This is a genomic window from Sanguibacter gelidistatuariae (assembly GCF_900096585.1).
Classification (GTDB): domain Bacteria; phylum Actinomycetota; class Actinomycetes; order Actinomycetales; family Cellulomonadaceae; genus Sanguibacter; species Sanguibacter gelidistatuariae.
Genome location: NZ_FMYH01000003.1, coordinates 143343 through 164620, shown reverse-complemented (window position 1 = coordinate 164620; position 21278 = coordinate 143343). Strand labels below are relative to the sequence as shown.

Genomic DNA, 21278 nt, shown 5'->3' with positions numbered 1-21278 from the left:
GCCCATGCTTCGTTATCCCGCGGAGGCGCTATGGCAGGAGATCGCCTATCTCGCGTACCACCTGCACTGGCCGCTCGACGACCTCATGGACCTCGAGCACCTCGACAGGGTCCGCATGATCCGTGCGGTCTCGTCCTTGAACGACCGCGCCTGGGAGGCCGTCCGTGAAAGCATCTGACAGCGAAGCCCTCGGCGGTGAGCCGGGAAATACCTCGTGGTTCCTCTTCGAGGTCGACGGCGTGCCGATCGGCACGTTCCGCGAGGTGACCGGCCTGCAGCTGGCGGTGACCGTCGACGAGTACGTCGAAGGCGGACAGAACGGCTACGTCCACAAGCTGCCCGGGGTGCTGACCTGGCCCAACCTGGTCTTCACCCGGGGGCTCGTGGAGTCCGACGCGCTGTTCACCTGGGTCAAGAACTCCTCGGGCGAGAACTTCGCAGCGAACGGAAACAAGCTGACGAAGTCGACCGGGGCGATCACCGCGCTCACCTTCACCGGTGAGCGGACGCGCGCCTGGGAGTTCGACGGCGTGTTTGCCGTCGGCTGGCAGGGGCCGTCCTTCAGCGTCGACTCCGAGACGCAGCTGACCGAGCGGCTCGAGGTCGCCCACAACGGGTTCCGCTCGAAGACGACCTCATGACCAGCCCCGGCCTCGACACCCCGACCGGGGCGGCGTCGGCTCCGTCGGTCGAAGGACCTGAGTCGCCGACACCAGCGGCGCCCGCCGCGACTGCGCCATCCATGACGCGGCCGTCCTCGTTCCACGCGCGCTTCCGCGCCGGGTTCGTGGGACGCCTCGCCGCCGACTCGACCGTGTTCGTGCGGGCCAACGCCCAGTCCGGCCAGCTCCGCCGGCTCGTCTCCGGCCCACTCCATCACGTGGGTGGGTCGCAGCCGGTGACGGCCGTGCGGCCGGGAACCGTGGGGACCCCACGGTGGTGGCACCCGTCCCTGCGTCCCGCCGCGACCGGCGGCGTCGACCTGACCGGCGGCGCTGACCTGACCGGCGCCCCCGCACCGACGGCGCCGACCAGCACGACTCCGCAGTCCTCGGCGGCCGTCCGGCCCGTGCACGCCAGCAGCCCGTCCGCTCGCGCAACGGTCCGACGCACCCCCGCACGCCCGGCCCTGCCCGCCCGGACCGACCTCTCCGGTCCGGTCCCCGCGCGTGGGCTCGAGCGCGTCGTGCGGCGCGTCCCGGACGAGAAGACCTGGTCGCCCGGGTCCTTCTCCCAGTCCGCCGCGCCCAAGACCATCGCCATGCGCCTGCCCGCCGAGGTCCGCGCGGCCGGTGCCATGATGACCCCGCAGGACGGCCGACGCCGGTCGTCCGCGGCCCCCTCGCCGGCCAGGCCCGCCGCGGGGAACTCACCGAGAGTCAGCACCACGCCCTCCTCCGCGGGGACAGGTACGGCCGCTGACTCTCGAGCTCGCTTTCGTCCCGTCCCCGCATCCGGGGGGCAGCCGGCCGGCGTCCGCCGCTGGATCCGTCGTCGCGCCCTGGCCGTCCAGATCGTCGCTGCACGGTCAGAAGCAGCCACCCACAGCGGCTCGGCCCCTGCGGTCCCCGCCCGGACCGGTGCGCCCAGCGCCCAGTCGGGCCACGGGCTGGTCCGCCGGTCCGCCGCACGCCCAGCGGAGACGCCTGCCACCTCTGCACGCCTCTCCTCTGCACGCGTCTCCTCTGCAGGCGTCTCGTCTGCACCCATCGCCTCTGCATCCGTTTCCGGTGCACCCGGCCCGCTCCCCCGCGCCCTGCCCACCGGCGGCGGCCTGCTGGACCGACCGGTACGCCGCTCCGTCGCACCCACCGCCGGCGCCGCGCATGCCGACGGGTCCGCGAGCGCACCCACCACGCACACCCCCGACCCGTCGAACGCACCCGACTCATCAAGCAGTCCGGTGCGACGCTCGTTGTCCTTGGGACCGTCCGGGACGGTCGGCACACGCTCGACGGGCCTCGCCGGGCCGACCGGCGACACGCATGGGACCGGGCGGTCCATGGCCGCCGCGGCGTCCCCGCTCACCGACGTACGCTCGGGCCCCGAGACGACGAACCGCTCCGTCATGCCGCGACTGGCGGGGGTCCGCCGGAGCATGTCCATCGGGTCGATCGCCCGCGGCGCGTCGCTGACCGCGGTCGGGCACCTCCGGGCCCCCGCCCCGGCGCAGACCTCCGCCCGGCCGACCCACGCTGCCCCCGGGTCCGCGCAGGTGGCCGCCGGGACGGTGCACGCCCAGGGCACAGGGGCGGCAACCACAGCCTCGGCCTCGTCGCGGTCGACCACGTCACCTCAGCTGCACTCGACTTCCCAGGGATCCTCGTCCGCGCCACGCACGGCGCTCGGCGGCGCGAGCCCTGCCGTGGCCGCCTACTCCCTGGGCACGTCCACCGGGCTGCGTCGCATGATGGGCTCGGGGGCCCGCGTGACCGGCCGGGCGCTCTCGGCCGGGGCCACAGTCAACGGGTCGACCATGGCGGGCTCCGCCGCGAGCGCACGAGCGACGACCGCAGCGACCAACCGCTCGTTCGCCGGCGGCGACCCGACCCGCATGTCGACGGCCGCGCTGACCAGCGCGTCGACCCGCATGTCCAGCACGCGCGGCGCCTCGCACTCGACCGGCGGTCCTGCTGGCACCTCCCTCACGTCCTCCCGCGGTACCCGCAGCGCCGGCATGCTGCGCCGCGCGCTGATCACCGGGGCGCCGGGAACCACACCCGGTCGGTCCACCGCCAGGCACGCCGCTGGCCTGGGACACCCCGACACCCCTGGTGTTCCGGGGGCACAGGGCGCCGGCTGGCGCCGTGGCACGGTGCGCCCGGCAGGCGCCGCGCGTTCCGGGGGAGCGGCGCGTTCCAGCGCCTCCCCCGCGCACGCACCCGCGGCCTCCCTGCTGGACACCGTGGCTCGACCCATCGCCCAGGCTCCGCTGCGCGGCTGGACGCGCGCCGCGGCGTCGGGCACTGCGCCGTCGGGCACTGCGCACTCAGCCGGAACAGTCGGCACGACGCCCGCGGGCGGGCAGGCGGCCTCGCCTGAGGGCCTCGGGTCGCTCAGCGCGTTCCGCCCGGCCCAACCGGTCGTGGGTGCCCGAGGTGACCTGCGGGGAGGCCCCGGACAGGTGCGTCGGCTCTGGCAGCCCGCGCGGCCCTCGGCCGGCCCCGGGGGGCAGTTCACCGTCGGGTCCTCGGCTGCGCCAGCCGCACTGCCTGCGCTCGGCGGTCCGGCCGCTCCCGCCGCTCCTGCGGGTCCGTCTCCCTTGGCGTGGGCGTCGGTCCGCCCGTCCCCGGGGGCCGGCAGCCACCGCGCACGCGCGGGAGCCGCACCGGCCTCGCCCACCCCGCCTGCAGCCCCCGCGCTGCCCACCCTGTCCGACGACGCCGCGCAGCTGGGCATCCTCAGCAAGATCACCGGCCGCATGCTGGCCCCTCCCCGCGCCCTCGACCAACCACAAGGACTCCCGATGATCGACGGATCAAGCTCGCTGCGCGGCACAGGTGGCACAGGTGGCATGGGCGGCTCAAGCGAGGCGAGCAGACGGTCGACCACCGGATCGGCGACCGGCTCCGGCCCGTCCCGCCACGCAACCACGCCCGCCCAGCTCTCCGAGATCGAGCAGCACGTGCTCGACCACCTCGACGCCCGCATCACCGCCCGGCTCGACGACGAGCTTGCTCAGATCATCGAGGACCGGGTCATCCGACGTGTCGAGGACCGGCTCCTGGACGAGCTGACCCGCCGCGCATCTTCCTTCACCACCGGAGCGTTCTGATGTCTGCACCTGAGAAAGCCTTTCTCGAGATCGAGGGTGGCGACCGGATCCCGTGCCTGTTCAACCCGTCGCAGCTGACCATCAGCCGCAGCAACCGCTGGACCGGTGACTCGATGCCCGGCCGGGGCGTGCCCAAGCTGCGCTACGCGGGGGCCCGCCCGGGCACCATGGCGGTCGACCTGTTCTTCGACACGACGCACTCCGGTGCCTCCGTGACCGACCACACGAACAAGATCCTGGCGATCATGGAGATCGACTCGTCCCTGCCGGGGTCGAACACGGCGACGAACAACGCCCGGCCGCCCTACGTCACCTTCCACTGGGGCGACCTGCACTCCTTCAAGGCGGTCATCTCCGACCTCACCCTGACCTACACCTACTTCTCGACGACCGGCGTGCCGCTGCGGGCCTCGCTCGCCCTCGCGCTGCACCAGTACGAGCCGGCCAACAACTACGGGGCGCAGAACCCGACGTCGGGCACACCCAACCCGCACCAGGTGCACCGGGTGCTGGCCGGGGAGACCCTCGACCGCATCGCGGCGCGGTACTACGGTGACGCCACCCGGTGGCGCACTCTCGCCGGCGCGAACACCATCTCCGACCCGCTCGCCCTGCGGCCCGGGTCGTTGCTGTCCATCCCGCGGCTCGAGGACCTGGCATGACCGCGACGTCGACCGGGGTCCGGGTGTCCCCCACCGTGACCGTGAACGGCATGGCGCTCAGCGCACCGGCCATGTCGATGCTGGTCGAGCTGCGCACCGACCGCGCGGTGCGTACGGTCGGCCGGTGCACGCTGCGCTTCGCCGACCCGTCCTACGAGATCGCCGAGTCCGGCAAGCTCGCGATCGGCACGTCGGTCGAGGTCCGGGCCCAGCGCGACGACCGGAACACGACCCTGAAACCGATCTTCTCCGGAGAGGTCACCGGCCTCGCGCTGAACAACAGCCCCGACAGCCGGCCCGAGCTGGTCGTCACGGTCGAGGAGCTTGCACATCGCCTCGGCCGGGACAGCCATGTGACCACCTACGCCAAGTCCAGCTACCTCGACATCCTGCGCAAGCTCCCTAACGCGGCGGGCCTGTCCGCCTCGATCTCCGGCGGCGCGACGCTCGCCCACGAGTACGTCCTGCAGACCGACACGGACCTCGCTCTGATCAACGACCTGACCGCCCGGACGGGGCTGGACTGGATCGTGACCGACAAGACCTTCGCGACGTGGGACCCGGCCACCGGGAACCCGAAGGCCGGGCAGCCGGTCGCGCTCACCCTCGGCACGGACATCGACGAATTCTCCGTGCAGGTCACCTCGGCCGCACCGACCTCGGTCGAGGTCCGCGGCTTCGACGTGCGGACCTTCAGCAAGGTCGTGGGGACCGGGACGCGGCGCCGCACCTCCGGCACCCCGGATCTGGCCAAGGCGACGTCGGTCAGGCCCTCGGTCGTCCTCGACATCTCCGGCTACCCCTCCTCCAGCACCGAGGCGACCGAGCTCGCCGCGGCCCGGCTCAACGCCCAGGGCAACGTCACGGCCCGCGGCCGGCTGCACGTCCACCCCGACATCACCCCCGGCGGCCGGGTCAAGCTGGCCGACGCCGGGCCGGCGTCGGGCGAGTACTACGTCCGGGAGGTGTCCCACGTCTACTCCTCCCGCGGTTTCTACACCGAGCTCGTGGCTGGCGACAGCCCGCGCGCGACGCTGCGGTCGGTCCTGGGCGCCTCGGCCGCGCCGAGCACGGCCAGCTTCATCCGCCAGGGCACCGTCGTGGGTGTCGTGACCAACATCACCGACCCGGAGAAGCTCGGCCGGGTCAAGGTCCAGTTTCCGGTGCTCGGCGAGGCGATCGAGTCCGACTGGGCCCGCGTCACCTCCGTCGGCGGCGGGAAGGACCGGGGCCTGGTCGCGACGCCGGAGGTCAACGACGAGGTCCTGGTGACCTTCGAGAACGGGGACATGCGCCGGCCGGTCGTCATCGGCGGGCTGCACAACGGCAAGAACCTGCCCACCGGACGCTCGGTCACGAGCTCGGACGGGAAGGTCGACACCCGCTCGCTGTCCTCGCGGCTCGGGCACGTCGTCGAGCTCTCCGACGGCGCGGCGAAGGACAAGCAGTACGTGCTGGTCGCTCTCGCTGGGCAGGAGCACAAGCTGCACCTGGGCAAGGACCGGGCCGACCTCGTCGTCCCGGCCGACGTCCCGCTCACCATCTCCTCGGGAAGGTCGAGCATCACCTTCGACGGGTCCGGGAACATCTCCCTGAAAGGCGCCGAGATCACGATCGAAGCAGAGTCCAAGATCTCGCTCAAGGCCCTGGAGATCAGCGTGTCGGCCACCAAGACGGCCGTCATCTCGGGCGCCGCCTCCGCCGAGGTGTCCGGCGCGATGGTCGCGGTCAAGGGCTCCGCCAAGACGGAGATCTCCGGCGGCATGGTGATGATCAATTGACCGTCCAGGGTTCTTCCGACATCCCCTCGTTCATCGGCCGCGGCTTCAGCTGGCCGATGAGCGTGGACCACACCGGTTCGATCGCGCTGACCAGCGGCGCGCAGGACCTCGACCACTCGATCCACGTCGTGCTGCTCACCGCCCCTGGTGAGCGGCTCATGCGCCCCCAGTTCGGCTGCAGGATCTGGGACCTGCTCTTCGAGCCGGTCAACGCGAACCTCCTGGGGCTCATCTCCCAGGCGGTCCGCGACGCGCTCGCCCAGTGGGAGCCGCGGATCGCGGTCGAAGACGTGCGCCCTGTCCAGGACGCCAAGGACTCGTCGCTGGTCCGTATCGAGATCACCTACCGGGTCAAGGCGACCAACGACCGCCGCAACCTGGTGTACCCCTTCTACGTCATACCTCGCGAGGACTCCTGATGCCCATTCCCGCACCGAACCTTGACGACCGTTCCTTCCAGGACATCGTCGACGAGACCAAGAGGCTGATCCCCCGGTTCACCCCGGAGTGGACCAACCACAACGTCTCGGATCCCGGGGTGGCGCTCATCGAGCTCTTCGCGTGGATGAGCGAGATGGTGCTGTTCCGCGTCAACCAGGTGCCCGAGCGGCTCTACGTCCACTTCCTCAACCTCGTGGGGATCGAGCAGTTCCCCCCGTCCGTGGCTCGCGCGATCCTCACGTTCTGGCTCTCCGGGCCGGCAACCGCCCCGGTCCGCGTGCCTGCCGGCACCGAGGTCTCCACCCTCGCGGCCACCGAGGTCGCCGGCGTCGTGTTCACCACGACGACCGAGGCGGTCGTGGTGCCCCCGGTCCTGACCATGGTGCACACCGCCCAGGCCGGATCCGAGGCCGTCACGGACGGCTGGGAGGCGCTCACCTACCCCGGGACGTCCCTGACCTGCTTCGCGACGCCCGGGCTGGCCGAGAACGACGCCGCGTACTTCGGCTTCACGACTCCGCTGGCCAACCTCGCGATCAACCTCACCGTCCGCGCGCACGCCGAGGGCATCGGCGTGGACCCGCGCAACCCCCCGCTGCTGTGGGAGGTGTGGTCCGGTGAGATCTGGATCCCGGCCCGGGTGCAGTCCGACTCGACCGGCGGGCTCAACCGGGACGGCGCCGTCGTGCTCCTGGTCCCCGACCAGCACGAGGTGCTCACCCTCGGTGGGAGGCCCGGCTACTGGTTGCGCGCCCGGCTCACCCGGCCGCTGCCCGGCCAGCCCACGTACCAGGCCTCTCCCCAGATCGAGGAGCTCACGGTCACCGCCGTCGGCGTGACCGTCGCGGCCGAGCACGCATCCGCGGCCGCGGCCGAGATCATCGGCCGGTCCACGGGCGTCTCCAGCCAGGTCTTCCCGGTGACCCACAAGCCGGTCGCCATGCGACGCGACGAGGAAGCGGTGCGCGTCACCACGCACGACCAGTCGACTGCCTGGACCGAGGTGCCCGACTTCTCCGCCTCCGGACCGCAGGACCGGCACGTCGTGTGGGACTCGATCTCCGGGGACGTCCAGTTCGGTCCGAGCGTGCGCTACCCCGACGGAACCGTCGTCCAGCACGGTGCCACGCCGCCCGACGGCGCCCAGATCCAGGTGACCAGCTACCGCTACGGCGGTGGCGCGGCCGGGAACGTAGGCGCGGAGACCCTGACCGTGCTGCGCTCGAGCGTGCCCTTCGTCGCGAGCGTCACGAACCTCGCCGCGGCGAGCGGCGGCGTCGACGCCGAGAGCATCGAGGAGGCCAAGGTCCGCGGTCCGTTGACGCTGCGCACCGGTGAGCGGGCGGTCACCGCGGGCGACTACGAGCGGATCACGCACGAGGCTTCGGTCGAGGTCGCCCGGGCGGCGTGCCTGCCGCGCAGCGGCGGCGCCCCCGGAGCGGTCAGGGTGCTCGTCGTCCCCCAGGTCCGCAAGGACCCGCGCGACCACACGATCGACGACTTCGCCCTGTCGACGCCGCTCGTCACCGCGATCACCCAGGCGCTCGAGGCCCGCCGGCTCGTGGGTGCCGCGATCGAGGTCGGTACCCCCTTCTATCAAGGCGTGAGCGTCGCGGTGCTGCTGCACGCGCTGCCCGGACGCTCGGCCCCGCTCATCCGGCAGCGGGTGCTCGAGGCGATCACCCGCTACGTCAACCCGCTCTTCGGCGGCCCGGACGGGACCGGTTGGGTCTTCGACACGGACCTGACCGCCACGGCGATCGCCCAGCTCGTCGAGCCGATCGAGGGCATCGAACGCATCGACGAGGTGCAGCTCTTCGACTACGACCTGCGCAACGGGGCGCGTATCGGTGCCGGCCGGGACACGCTGCGGCTGTCCGCCGATGCCCTCTTCCTGTCCGCGAACCACCGCGTCGTGGTTCGGTGATCGCCCTCCCATGAGACGTTCAGACTGGCTGGTCAACCAGCTCCCGCCGGCCATGCTCCAGGAGAGCTTCTTCCGGCGCTTCGTCGAGCTGTTCCAGGCTCAGGCGGACACCGTCATGGCGCACGCGGACAACCTGGTGCACCTGCCCGACCCCCGGATCACCCCGCCGCAGATGCTGCCGTGGCTCGCGAGCTGGATCGGCCTGGAGTCGGTCGACGGCGCGGGCAGCGTGGAGCTGCAGCGTGAGGTTCTCCGCGTGGCGGCGCGCACCCTCGCCTGGCGCGGCACGCCGTTCGGGCTGCGGTCGATGCTTGAGCTGTTCAGCGGCGGGCCGGCCGTGATCGAGGAGGGCGGCGGTGTCTGGCGCGAGGGTGAGAGCCCGATCGACACGGCGTGGGTCGTGATGCGGGTCGACTCGACGGGTAGCCTCACGGAGCGGGCCTTCGCCAAGCTCGTCGCCGACGAGGTACCCGCCCACGTCCGCGCCGAGCTGTGGGTGGGCGACAAGCTCATCTGGCCCCGTCCGGCCGCCGACCCCAGCGCGCACCTCGCCCTCCCCCAACCGCCCACGGAGACCTGAACCCGATGCAGTACACAAGCGTGACGTGCCCCGAGTGCGGGACACCCAGCGACATCATGAACGGCCGGCGGGACGCGAGCGACTTCTGCCCCTCCTGCGACTTCCCCCTCTTCTGGTCGTCGACGGCGATCGCGGTGCGCGGCGCCGACGACGACTCCGGCGACGCCCTGCGCCGCCTGCCCGGCACGTCGGGCAAGGGCGTGAGCTACTCCGTGCCGTGCCCGACCTGCGGTGAGCTCAACCTGCCCACCGCATGGGTGTGCCTGCGCTGCGCGGGATCCATGACGCCACCCCCGCCGCCGGTCCTCGCCCCGGTTCCGCAGCCCGTGCCGGCCCCGCCGCCGCCCACGCCCGTCGTCCCGCTCGAGGAAGCGCCGCGCTTCCGATGGTGGGTGCTCGTGGCTGCTGCGCTGGCCCTGACGACCTTCGTCGTGGTCGTGCTGCAGCTCGCGTGCTGAATCTGGTCGACCCACCCGCGGGACGCCCGCGACGATTCCGGCCCGGTGGTCATCCTCGTGGATGACCACCGGGCCGGTCGTGCGTCAGCCTCTGGCGCTCGGGTCAGGAACCCGCGGTCACGGTGACCGTGAACGTGACCGGGAGCGAGCTCCCGTACTTGATCGCGTCGGTGGGGGTGAATATCGCCGTGACCGAGTACTCCCCTGCGGCTGCGAAGGTGCGAGAACAGGTCACCGTCGCGGAGGTAGACACGGGGACCGTGCAGTCGGGCGTCAGGCCTGCCCCTGAGAAGGTGAGCGTCCCCGCGGACAGCGGAGCCACGACGGCGGTCAGCACGGATGGCGTGCCCAGCACCACCGGAGCCGCAGACGCGGTCACCGACGTCGCCAGCTTTGCTATCGAGAGCGAGACGGTTTTGTCGGACCCGTTCAGCTCAGCCGACCCGGCATTCGCCGGCCTGCCCGCGTACACGGCCTTGAGCGCCGTGCTGGGTCGCGTCACCATAGCCTCGGTGACCGTGATGTCCCCCGTCGTGACAGTTCCATCGACAAGCTGGTAGGTCCCGGCGCCGACGCTCTGACCGTTGAGGGTGAGCGTCACACCACCCGTGACACCCGTGACACCCGCGGCCGTCACGTTCATGGTGAACTTCGCGGTCGCACCCACCGTGAGAATCGCCGGCGCACTCGTCACCGTGGTCACGGTGTCGATCGGAGGCCTGGTGAGCCCGAACACGCCCACTGCTTCCCGCTGCCCGGCGGTGATCGCCATGCTCGCGGGGGCAGACAGCCACCCGCTCGCAGGCGCGGGTGTCACGGTATAGCTCCCGACCAGCAGGAAGAAGGTGTCCGTGCCCTGGTCCGCCCGGACGGACCTGGCGAGCGTCGCGATCGCGGAGCCACCGGTGGGCGTTCCCGACACGTTCAGGACGAGCGGGTCCGTCAAGGTCGCCGGGGCGGCCGTCGCCGAGAGCACAACCTTCACCTCGGAGATCGTGGCGGCGACAGACACCGCGCTCGGGTCGCCCGGCGGTGCTACCAACACGGGGACCGCGATCGTCTTGCTCCACAGGTGACCCGCGGCTCCCGTGATCGTCGCAGTCCAGCTGCCCGTAGGCACCTGGTTGAAGACCGTCAAGTACGTGATGCCCGGGCCGCGCACCAACGGTTGGGCGGCCAGAGACGACGGGTTGAGGCCGGGAGTCTCGGCGCTCAGGCCCACGAGCGCACCGGTGATGTCCGTGTCGGAGGAGACGACGACGCTCACCTGGCGCGTCTCGTGGAACATCACGAGGTCGACCATGGCCACCTGGCCGTTCGCGACGGCGACGTTCCGGGTCACCGCTCCGTAGCCGGTGAGCGTCGATGTGACTGAATAGGTCCCGTCCGCGAGCCCGGTGAAGGTGAAGCGTCCGTCAGCCAGCGTGGTGACCGGGGCCGTCGGCACTGGGCCCGTCAGCGTCACCGCCGCCCCTCCCAGGGGGACCGGAGCAGCTCCGCCGTTCTGCTGCAGGACCGTGCCGCTCACGGTGTTGGACGTGCTCACCAGCGGGACGGTGACGAGCCACGGGTTTTGTCCCAGGACTGGCGTGAGCACGACCGTCACCCCCGTGTGACCAGAGCTGGGCAAGACCTGCACGGTGGACTGGACGGGGTTCACTCCGTCGAAGTAGTACACCCCGGGCGTCTGGTCTGTGCACCGCGGGTCAGTGGGAGTCGTCACGCAGACCGGTTGCAGCGGAACGCCTCCGTTGTCGAGCCGCACGCTGAGCCCCGGTATGCCGCCTGAGTCCTCGAACGACTGCACCACCTTCACCTGGAGATTGACCTTGGTCAAAGTCATCTTGATGGGGAGATTCGTGGGGAGACCGTTCGCGACGGCCACTGGAACCGGTGTGAACTCATAGCCGGTCAGGGCCGCCGTGACGGTCCAGGACCCGGCGAGCAGGCCTGGCTGCGGGATGGTCCCGACCAGCGTGTATTTGCCAACCGCGTCCGTGACCGCCTTGAATGTCCCGCCGGGACCGACCGCGGTGATCTGCACGCCTGCGAGCTGCTGGTCGCCGCTGCCGATCGCGGCCGTCACGGTCCCCTCGATCGACCCGAGCCGCTGCAACACCACCTTGCGCGGGGTGCCGTTGGCGGTCTGCCCCGGGTCCACGGTGACCTTGCCCTCGGGGAAGGGCACCTCAAATCCGGCCGCCTGGACACCGATTGTGTATTTGCCCGGAGGCACCTCGCCGAAGTCCACGAAGTTGTTCCCCGGCTCCGCGGTCCCGATACGAGGCGCCCCCAGTCCGCGCAGGGTGATCACGGGGTCCAGGACCGCGCACTCGGTCACATCCGTTTGTCCCGGGCAGACGTCGGTGACGGTGGCCACGCGCAGCTCGCCGTACTTGGAAAGGGTCAGCTTGAGCTCGCCTGTAGGGAAGACGGCGGTCGTGACGTCGTCACCCTCGAGCACCCCGCCGGGCTTCAGCCGGAAGGTGGTCTCGACCGGGGCGTATCCCGGTGCGCTAGCCCGGATCGAGTAGAGACCGGGCCGTGCCATCCGCGCGTTACCGGGACCGGTCGCGTCCGGCGGTTGGGTCATGTCGGACCACTCGAGACGTCCCGTGAGGCTTGTCAAGGGAGCCCCGATCGCCTTGATGAGCACCGGACCGGAGCCCGGGGGCCTGCTCAGTATCTCGAAGCTCACGCCGGCCAGCTGGTTGGCCGTGCTCACCTCCGCACCGTCGAGCGTGATCGATCCCTTGAATGCCATGCCCACCGGCTGGAGCTCCACCTGGGTCACCGTGGCAGCCACCGGGACGTCCAGGAACGTCGCGGCCTGGTAGAGGTCATTGCCGGCGAAGGCGACAGAGACGGTGTCCGCCACAACCGGGAGATACCCGACACCGGGTGTCGTGCGCTGGGTCTTGAATTCACCGATCGAGTTGGTCTTGACATCGACGCTCGTCCGGATCGGCACCGTTCCGTTGTACCCGGTGATACCGGTCACCGTCACCATCGTGTCCTCGATCCCGACGACCTCGTTGGCGGCCGGCAACGCCACCAGCCGGCCTTGGAAGACCTTGGCGTCGCTCGTCAGCACGAGCTGCGAGCTCAGCTCTTGGTTGTACGCGAGGACGACGCCCGCGAGCTTCCCGACGAGGCTGCCGTCGGCGGGAGCCGAGACCACATCGAAGCGGTACTTCCCCTCGGGCAGCCTGGTGAGCTCAGCGAAGCCCTGAGCACTCGCCGTCCCGCGCTTCACCTCCTCCTCCGTACCGTCCGACTTGAGCAGCATCGCCTTGACGATCGCGCTCCCGGCCGGAACGAGGGCGGATGCTCCCGTGCTGATCATCGTGGTGAGCGAGATCCGGGGCAGGCGGTTGAGGACCGCATCAAAACGGCGTACGTCGCCGGCCACGAGCGAGATCGCGCTCTCCCCATCGGTGAACACGTACTCCGTGTCACCGGACTGGACGGTGGCCTTGTAGCTCCCGCTCTTGATGTTCGTGATGGTGTAGCCGCCGTTGACTCCGGTGAGGCCGCACTGCGCCGGGGCAGCGATCTTGCAGATCGAGGTCGTGCCCACGGAGACGTCTGCACACGTGGCCGAGGGGAAGCTTGAGGCGGCTGGCACGACGATCACGCAGGTCCCTGTGGGCACGCTGCCGACCCGGGCGATCACCGTCCCGGTGAGCGAGGGCGAGGGGTAGAGCGCGACCTGGCCCGCAGTCACCGTCGTGTCCATCGGCACGCTCACGCGGACGGTCGACTCCTCGTACCCGGGTGCAGACATCTCCAGCACGTAGAGCCCAGGCAGCAGGCCCACCTCCCCTGCAGCCGGGATGAGGTACTCCGTATTGGGGTCCGAGGTGACCGAGACCAGCCGTTGCGTCCCGTCGAGGTTCTGAGCCGTGAGCGTGGTGGTGACCAGGCACTGCTCACCAGCCGCCTGGCCCGTGCAGTCCAGCTGACCGTTGGTCCGAGCGTCGCCGACGCGCCCACGAATCCGCGAGGTGGAGACCAGGCCGTCGCCCTCGACCTCGGTCAGCACGAGGTCGACGATCGTCGCGAAGCCCGCGCTCGCGCGCACCGTGGCATAGCCGGTGAGGTGACCGAACTGGGCGGCGGAGACGACGTACTCCCCCGGTGCGATGCCGTTGAGTCGGAAGGAGCCATCACCTGTGACCATGGTCTTGTAGGTGTTGGCGTCGTTGTGCAGGGTGATTCCCGCGCTCGTCAACGCCTGCCCTGCCGTGTCGGTGATCCGTCCTTGGACGGCGCCGTTCGCGGTGCGCAGCGCGACGTCCTGGCGCGCCGTGGGGGTGACCGCGTCGAGGGTGAGCTGGAGCGTCTGGGTCGCGAACCCGTCGGCCGCGACCGCGATCTCGTAGGTGCCGGGGATGGGCAGATCGACGAGTGTGTACGACCCGACGAGGCCGCTCGTCACGGTCGACGCGGTGCGTGTCGTCGCGCCATCGCTCGCAGTCACGGTCGCCCCGCCGACGCCGGAGTCGAAGCCGAGGGAGTCGGGTCCGGTCACGATCCCGGACAGGCTCGCCACCCCGTTGCTCAGTGCCATGTCCGCGGTCGCGGAGGCGCCTGCGGAGAGCGTCACCAGGCGGGACTGGGCGCCGAGCCCGTTGCCCTGCGCGGTCACGAGGTAGGTGCTGGGAGTGGACAGCCCATCGACGGACCATGAGCCCACCGATCCAGTGGTGTTGGTCGACGTCGTCACGGTCGTCGTGCCGTCGGTGATGACGATGTCCACGCCTCCCGCGCCAGCGCCGTCGGGGCCCATGACCCGGCCGGAGAGTTGTCCGTCGCCGGCGACAAGCTCAACGTCGAGGCCGGCCTCGGCTTCGGCCCCCGATACGACGTGCCGCACGGTCTGGTAGCCGGGCTTGGAGATGGTGACGAGGTAGTTGAGGTTGGGCGAGAGCCCCGCGAAGGCCCACGCGCCGTCGTCGCCTGTCGAGGTGCTACGGGTCGTCGCGACGGAGGTGGTCGACTCGATCGCCACACCCTTGGGGGACGTCTTGGTCAGCGGCGCGTCGTCGGACTTCTCGCCGGCCAGGCCGGCTGCCAGGACCGCACTCAGAGGGACGGGGACGGAGCTGGAAAGACCTCCGGCGCCGCCGCCTCCGCCCTGGGAGTCGGCGATGATGCTCGCCGGGGCGATCTGAACGTGGACACCGGAGGGGTCGGTTGCGGTCACCACGCCGCCGATCCGGATCGTGGGGTCCACGACCTGATCGGTCCCACCGGTTCCTGAGCCATCTGTTCCCGAGCCACCGGCTGGATCGCTCGGGTCGGCGGGATCGCCCGCGGCGCCGGGGTCGGACCCAGCGCCAGGCGCTGTGGTCTCCTCGGCCGTCGTCTGCTCAGCCGTCATCCGGTTGGTCAGCCACGGCAGGCCAACCACGAGGCCGCCCGCCCACAACGCCATGACCAGCAGAAGCGACATGACCCGCATGAGCCCTGAGCTGAGCAGCGGGCGCGAGGTGATCGTCCCGGAGAACCGGGCGGGCGCCTGTTTGCCGGCCGCCGCGACGGAGAATGCGCGACGGTTGAGGTGCCCCATGAACTGGGGCCGGAGGTTGCGCGCCCGGGCGGTGAGCCGGATGGTCGTCCGCGCCGGAACGACAAGATCCCGGTCGCTCAGCTCGAGGCGCAGCCCCTTGTCGGTCCGGGTGGACAGGGACACCTCAACCGGCTCGCCCCCGGTGTTGGAGAGAACCACGTCGAGCTTGCGGCGCAGCCGCATGCGCGAGTCTGCCGGCTCGACCGTGAGCAGCACCTGGCTCGGGGCATCGACCGTGACGTGCGCCTCGACGAGCGTGGTCACCTGGCCCGCGACAACCCCCACGGAACCACCCACCGGGAGCGCCTGGACGACGACGACGAAGGGGTACTCCCCCGGCACAGCGCCCACGACAGGCACCAGGGCCGCCTCCGCGGACACCGTCATGTCAGCCGGGATGTCTCGCAGCACGACCGGCTCGGGGGCCCAGCCGTCGTCGAGCCCGATCACCGTGACCGACAGGTCCCGAGGTCCGTCGCTGAGGTTGCGGACGTGCACCCGCATGATCGCAGCATTGCCCGCGCTCGCGTGGACATCGTCCTCGACGAGGACGCTGGGTGCACCGTTGCCGCGGAGGGTCGTCGAGATCTGTTCGGTCATGATAATGACTCCAGGGTGAAGTCGTACTTAGCTGAGTCGCTCTGTGCGATCGTGATCGCGGAGGAGGTGGTCAGGGCGATCGAGCCGCCCGCTGATCGCACCTCGATGATGTAGTGCGCTGGTGCGTCCACGTCCTCGAAGGCGTACCCGCCGCCGGAATCGGACCGGGTGACCATGACGGGGGCCGCGGCCGTCCCGAACTGCTCCGCGGTGTAGAGCCGGAGCTCGATGCCCGACACCGCATCCGGCCCCATCATGACGCGGCCGGTGATCGAGGCCGGCGAGACGAGGTTGGGCGTCAGCTCGATGTGCTGGCCCGCGACGAGAGTCACGATCGAGGACATCGATCGGGTGCCCTTGCGGGAGAATGTCACGGTGTACGTGCCCGGGGGCAGGTTCTCCAGGACGAAGTTGCCCCGGTTGGCCTCGGGCGTCGACGCGCTCGTGACCGCGAAGGTCGCAGCGCCCGACGTCGCGGTCACCTGGACGTTGTCCGCGGGCTGTGAGATCCCGGTCCCGTAGGCCGCCTGGGTCACGGTGCCGGTGATCCGCCCGGTCGACATGCGCATGCTCGCGTCGATGCTCGTCACCGCGGAGGAGCCGGTGCTCACGACGCCGTTCGCGTCGATCGTCACGGACGTGACCTGTGATTCCAGGTCCGCCCGAGAGAATGTCACCGTATAGGTGCTAGGCAGCGGCAGGTTGCTGATCCGCCAGGCACCCGACGACGAGCCGGACTGGGTGACGGTCTGGCGGGTGACCGAGCCGCCGGTCACGGTCACTGTGACCCCAGCGCTCGATGTCCCGGCCGGGGTCGTGACCGTGCCGGCGAGCGTGCCTGAGGACTTCCCGAGCGGGATGGACATCCCCGTCAGCTGCTGGCCCTCGCTGAGGTTCACGCTCAGGGTCGCGGGCGCGTATCCAGGTGCGCTGACCACGACGGTGAACGTTCCTGGCGTCTGCAGCCCACGCAGCGTGAAGGTGCCGATCGCGTCCTGGGTCAGGGTGACGGTCTGTGCCACGTTCTGCCCAAAGCTCGCGATCACGGTCGCCCCGGCGACGGGGCCGTCTGCGGAGGTGACAGTTCCGGCGATGGACCCGTCTCCCTCGATGAGACTGATCTCGATCCCGGACCGGTTCTCACCGGCGGCCACATCGACCCGCTGCACCTGGGTGCTGAACCCCATCTTGCTCACGACGAGGTCATAGACCCCGGGCGAAGGCACGACGGCGAGGGTGAAGGTCCCGTCCGCGCCGACCGGAGCGGTGCGCACGATCGCGCCGTTGCCGCTCTCTGGCGCGGCATCGCCCGCGCCCGCGCCCACCAGGCCCTGCATGATCGGGGAGTCCAGGGGAATCTGCAGCTGGACCGTCGCGCCGGCGACGTCCGTGCCCAAGACCGTCCCGGAGATGGTGGCCGGCACCCCACCAAGCAGCACGCTCAAACCGGTCATCCGCTGACCTGCGCTCAGGGTGAGCGACTGCGCGTCGGCGTCGGTCAGCGCCGCCGGATACCAGACCTCGGAGAACCCCGCTCCGAGCATCCGGATCTTGTACGTCCCGGCGGGCAGGTTGCCGATCGCAAAGACGCCCTGGTCGTCTGAGGCGGTTGTGGCCACCGCGACGGAGGTGTCTGACTCGTCGAAGGCCTCGACCGAGACACCCGCGATCGGTTGCCCGTCTGAGAGCAGCCGCACTGTCCCGGCGAAACCCGCCGTCCCGGTCGCCGTCGTGGCGGCGTACCGCGCTTGGGCGACCTGGAGAGCGAGGTCCCGGTCGGCGGCCGACCGCGCCATCACGGACGTCAGCGCGACCGAGATCACGAGCGCGAACACCGACACCGCGAGGAGCAGGCCGATCATCGACAGCAGCCCACGGGCGAAGACCGGCTTCTGGATGAAGACTCCGGCGGCCGCCGGGGTCGGTGCCTCCTCAGCAGCTGGGCCCGCGGCGGCGAACGGGTCTGCCGGATCGGCCGGAGCCGTGGGCTCCGCCGAGGCACGCACGACGCCGTCGTCGACGAAGAGGCCGAAGGGCCGCACGGCGAGCGCGCCGAAGACCGGGCGCTTGGCCTTGGTGCGCAGGCGCCCGGTGAGGGTCTCCCCCGGCGCGAGACGGAACTGGCCGGGGGTGAAGGCGAAGTCGATCTTCTTCTCGGCATCCACCCCGCGCAGCGCGCCGACCAGGACGGTGTTGCCGTTGTTCTCGATCACGACGCCGAACTCGCCGCGGCGCCCGGCAGTCACCGTCGACGGGTCGAGCCGCAGGCCGAGACCGGGCTGGTCGGGGACCGTGACGACAATCTCCTCGATCGCGACTGCCTGCTCGGCGGTCAGCTCGCGGACCTGGACGGCCATCCGTCGAGCGCCGGCGGGCACACCGACGGGCAGCCGCAGCCCGACCCGGATGTCGGTGCTGGCGTCGGGGAACAGGCGGGCGTCCGGGGTGTCGAAGGTGACCCACTCGGGGTCGGCGCCCAGGAAGCGGATCGAGTATCCGGCGATCACCTCGGAGGTGTTCGTGATCGTCACGGTGAGGTAGGTGGGCACACCGGGGACGACGGAGATGCGGCGGTCGGAGATGGAGACTCTCACTCAGCTCGCCCCCGTCGTCTCGAGGTTGCGGGTCGTGCTCGCGCCGGCCGCGACGGTGGCTAGTCCGGTGGCTCGGACCATGCCGCCGAGGGAGACCGTGACGGTGTACGTGCCGGGGGCGAGCCCGCTGAGCGTGTATATCCCTGCGGACCCGGCTTCGCTGCTGGTGACCGTGGTCCAGGACTGCGCGCCGTTGGTGATCACGACGTCGGTGCCCAGGACAGGTTGTCGGTCCGTGGTGACCTGACCGGTGATCGAGCCGAGGGCGGCCGTCATCGTGACCCTGATCGGCGCGGCCGCCTCGCCGGCGGCGAGATCGACCGGGACGCTCTGCGGCTGGTACCCGGACAGGGTGAAGGTGAGAGTGTAGGAGCCGGGCGAGGCGAGTCCGGCGATCGTGAAGGCGCCGACATCCCCGCTGGTCAACGTCGTCGCGGTGGTCGACGTCGTGCCGCCGCCCACGCTGATCGCGGCCCCGCCCAGCCCCTTGCCTGCGCCGTCGACCAGCCGTCCGGTGAGCGTGCCCACGCCGTCGGCCATCGAGACGACCAGGTCGCCGCGGGACTGGCCTGCGGTGAGGTCGACGACGACCGTCTTGTCGCCGAAGCCCTCCTTGGCGAAGGTCACGACATAGGTGCCCGGAGTGGTCAGGCCAGGGATGACGAAGGAGCCCACGACCCCGAGGGTGGGTGTGCCCACGGTGATGTCGCGGCCGTCCAAGGTTGTGGAGACCACGACCCCGCCGAGCGGGGAGACACCGTCGGTCACCATCCCGCTGATCTGCCCCGGGGTCGAGCCGAGCCTGACGTCGCTGACAAAACGCGACTGCCCGCCCACGAGCGACTCGCGCGCGGTCGCGGGCTGGTAGCCCTCGGCGGTGAAGGTCAGCTCGTAGGTCCCCGGTGCGGGCAGGTCCGCGAGGGTGTAGGTGCCGTCGCCGGTGGCTTCGGTCGTGTACTCGAGTGTCTCGTCGGCCCCGGACCAGGCGGGCCTGGCCACGACCGTGGTGACGACGGGGGTCAGCACGTCGCCGACCTCGACGGTCCCGGACAGCGACGCGGGGTGGCCCGTGACGACCATGGAGGCTGGGTCGCTGACCTCTTGCGCGCGAGCGCGCACGGTCGTTGCGCCGGTCTCGGTGGGCGTGGCGGGGTACCACAGCGTGTCGTATCCCTCGGCGCCGATCCGCAGGTAGTACCGGCCGGGGAACAGGCCGGCGATCGTGAAGGTGCCATCCGACTGGGTCGCGGCGGAGGAGACCACGACCATCCCGGTGCGGCTCATCCGAAGGGCGTCGACCGTGATCAGCCCGACGCCGGCCAGGTCGCTCTGGGCGGTGACCGTGCCGGTCAGGGTGCCACCCACTCCAGCCTCGACGACGCCGTCCTTGGACAGCGCGCCGGCTGGCGAGGCGCCGGCGGTCCCGGAGGCCGCCGAGGCCGCGAAGAACGACGCCGGGGCGACCTTGGTCACCGGGTCGGACCCCAGCACGTTGCGGATGCCGAACAGGAAGATCGCAGCCCACACCACGAGTATCCCCACGAGGATCGCGACCGTGAGCAGCCCGCGGCTGATCAGCGGGCGCTGTCGGAGCATGAGGGAGATCGAGTCCTCGACGTCGCTCGTGGTCGCCTCGACCTTGAGCGGCCGGTCGAGGTCGGAGCCGAAGACGTGCCGAGGGCCGGTCGCCACGATCGTGGAGACGATCGCCTCCCCCGGCGCGACGGTCAATGCCGACGGGGTGATCGTGGTGTTGAGGCTGCGGTCTGAGTCGCGGGCACGCAGGGCCACGTCGAGGGGGACGTTCCCGCGGTTGACGGTCTCTACGCGGAAGGTCCCGCGCTTGCGCGCGCGAATCATGCTCGGCGCGGCGCGCAGCACCATCCGCGGGCGAGCCGCGACGACCAGCTCGACGTCGTGGTGGACCGGACGGGCGGCCGGGGTGCTGCCGCAGACCTCGATGGTCAACGGGTGGCGGCCCGCCGGGAAGGTTCCGGGGACGGCGAAGGTCAGGGTGATCTCACCCTGGGCGTCGGGGAAGAGCGCGAGGGAGGCGGGCTGCGCCCGCACCATCGTCGCGGGCATGCCGATGACCCGAGCGGTGACGCCCTCGATCACCGGCTCGGTGTTGACCACGTCGAGGACGAGGTCGACGGACTCTCCGGGTGAGACCTCCAGGAGTGCGACGGTGCTGAGGATCCTCATCGGCCGCTCGCCGCGGACTCCGGGGGCGGCTGGGCGTCCGGGGTCTGGGAGCTGGTCGGCTTCGGGGTGTCGGTGCCCCACGCCTGGGCGCCCGCCGGCTCGGTGCGCGGTTTCGCGGAGGTTCGGGCGCTGAGCTCGGCGACAGACGTCGACGCCGTCTCCCAGTCATAGGCGTCCGAGGCGACCGTGACGAGCAGCGTGAAGGAGGCCTTGAGACCGCCGCCGAGCGCGCCCCACAGGTCGCGTGGCCGGTTCATCTCGTCGGTGGCCAGGGCAACCTGGATCGACGAGCTGAGCTCGGTCTCCACGGCCCACTCGGGCAGCACCTGGATCGCGAGCAGCCGGGTCAGCACCTCGCCGAGAAGCTGGTGCTCGTCGCGCACGCTTCCGGCCCAGGCGCTCACGAGGTAGCTGAACTGGACGAGGGGCAGCGGCGCTCGGCGCTCGATGGTGCCGTCTGCTGCAGCGCGCGGCGCGGAGGACCGCGGCGGCTGGGAGCTACGGGCGACGGCGTAGAGGAACGCGTTGACGGTGATCCGGTTGACCTGCGCCGACCAGGTGCCCGACGGCGGGTCGAAGGAGATGTCGCCGATGTCGTCGGTCAGCGGGAGGGTACGGCGCAGATAGAGCTCGAGCGCGTCCTCGACAGCCGGGATCAGCATGTCACCCTCACCTTCTGG

At 70.9% G+C, this 21278-nt stretch carries 13 protein-coding genes; 9 read left to right on the top strand and 4 right to left on the bottom strand.

Features of this window, described 5'->3' with window-relative positions:
- Positions 1–4: 4 nt before the first annotated feature.
- The 9 genes from BLQ50_RS18615 to BLQ50_RS08425 are packed head-to-tail and all read left to right on the top strand — an operon-like array spanning position 5 to position 9624.
- Entirely contained in the window at positions 5–178 is a 174-nt protein-coding gene (locus BLQ50_RS18615) for a DUF6760 family protein (protein ID WP_175559074.1), read from the top strand.
- A complete protein-coding gene (locus tag BLQ50_RS08460) occupies positions 165–641 on the top strand; it encodes a phage tail protein (protein ID WP_093182864.1) in 477 nt (158 codons plus the stop codon). Before BLQ50_RS18615 ends, BLQ50_RS08460 begins: the two co-directional genes overlap by 14 nt.
- A complete protein-coding gene (locus BLQ50_RS08455; protein ID WP_093182862.1) occupies positions 638–3775 on the top strand; it encodes a hypothetical protein in 3138 nt (1045 codons plus the stop codon). The genes BLQ50_RS08460 and BLQ50_RS08455 overlap by 4 nt, the downstream gene beginning before the upstream one ends.
- On the top strand, positions 3775–4437 hold the full coding sequence (locus BLQ50_RS08450) for a CIS tube protein (protein WP_093182861.1): 663 nt from the start codon (positions 3775–3777) through the stop codon (positions 4435–4437). Before BLQ50_RS08455 ends, BLQ50_RS08450 begins: the two co-directional genes overlap by 1 nt.
- Positions 4434–6218 carry a phage baseplate assembly protein V gene (locus BLQ50_RS08445; protein ID WP_093182859.1) on the top strand — a complete coding sequence of 595 codons (1785 nt, stop codon included), beginning with the start codon at positions 4434–4436 and terminating at the stop codon, positions 6216–6218. Before BLQ50_RS08450 ends, BLQ50_RS08445 begins: the two co-directional genes overlap by 4 nt.
- On the top strand, positions 6215–6637 hold the full coding sequence (locus BLQ50_RS08440; protein ID WP_245701024.1) for a GPW/gp25 family protein: 423 nt from the start codon (positions 6215–6217) through the stop codon (positions 6635–6637). The genes BLQ50_RS08445 and BLQ50_RS08440 overlap by 4 nt, the downstream gene beginning before the upstream one ends.
- The gene (locus tag BLQ50_RS08435; RefSeq protein WP_093182858.1) at positions 6637–8586 is read left to right on the top strand and encodes a putative baseplate assembly protein; all 1950 of its coding nucleotides are present in this window, start codon (positions 6637–6639) and stop codon (positions 8584–8586) included. The genes BLQ50_RS08440 and BLQ50_RS08435 overlap by 1 nt, the downstream gene beginning before the upstream one ends.
- A 10-nt stretch (positions 8587–8596) precedes the next feature.
- Positions 8597–9166 carry a phage tail protein gene (locus tag BLQ50_RS08430; RefSeq protein ID WP_093182856.1) on the top strand — a complete coding sequence of 190 codons (570 nt, stop codon included), beginning with the start codon at positions 8597–8599 and terminating at the stop codon, positions 9164–9166.
- 5 nt (positions 9167–9171) lie between these two features.
- Entirely contained in the window at positions 9172–9624 is a 453-nt protein-coding gene (locus tag BLQ50_RS08425) for a hypothetical protein (protein ID WP_093182855.1), read from the top strand.
- 103 nt (positions 9625–9727) lie between these two features.
- Here the strand turns inward: BLQ50_RS08425 and BLQ50_RS08420 are convergent, their stop codons facing one another.
- Genes BLQ50_RS08420 through BLQ50_RS08405 form a run of 4 tightly spaced genes read right to left on the bottom strand, consistent with a single transcriptional unit; the run spans position 9728 to position 21260 of the window.
- On the bottom strand, positions 9728–15799 hold the full coding sequence (locus BLQ50_RS08420; protein WP_093182853.1) for a carboxypeptidase regulatory-like domain-containing protein: 6072 nt from the start codon (positions 15797–15799) through the stop codon (positions 9728–9730).
- Positions 15796–18393 (bottom strand): carboxypeptidase-like regulatory domain-containing protein, encoded by a 2598-nt coding sequence (locus tag BLQ50_RS08415; protein WP_093182852.1) that lies wholly within the window; start codon positions 18391–18393, stop codon positions 15796–15798. The genes BLQ50_RS08420 and BLQ50_RS08415 overlap by 4 nt, the downstream gene beginning before the upstream one ends.
- Positions 18394–20598 carry a carboxypeptidase-like regulatory domain-containing protein gene (locus tag BLQ50_RS08410; protein WP_093182850.1) on the bottom strand — a complete coding sequence of 735 codons (2205 nt, stop codon included), beginning with the start codon at positions 20596–20598 and terminating at the stop codon, positions 18394–18396.
- Complete coding sequence (locus BLQ50_RS08405; protein WP_093182848.1) at positions 20595–21260, bottom strand: Pvc16 family protein; 666 nt, start codon at positions 21258–21260, stop codon at positions 20595–20597. Before BLQ50_RS08405 ends, BLQ50_RS08410 begins: the two co-directional genes overlap by 4 nt.
- Positions 21261–21278 lie beyond the last annotated feature (18 nt).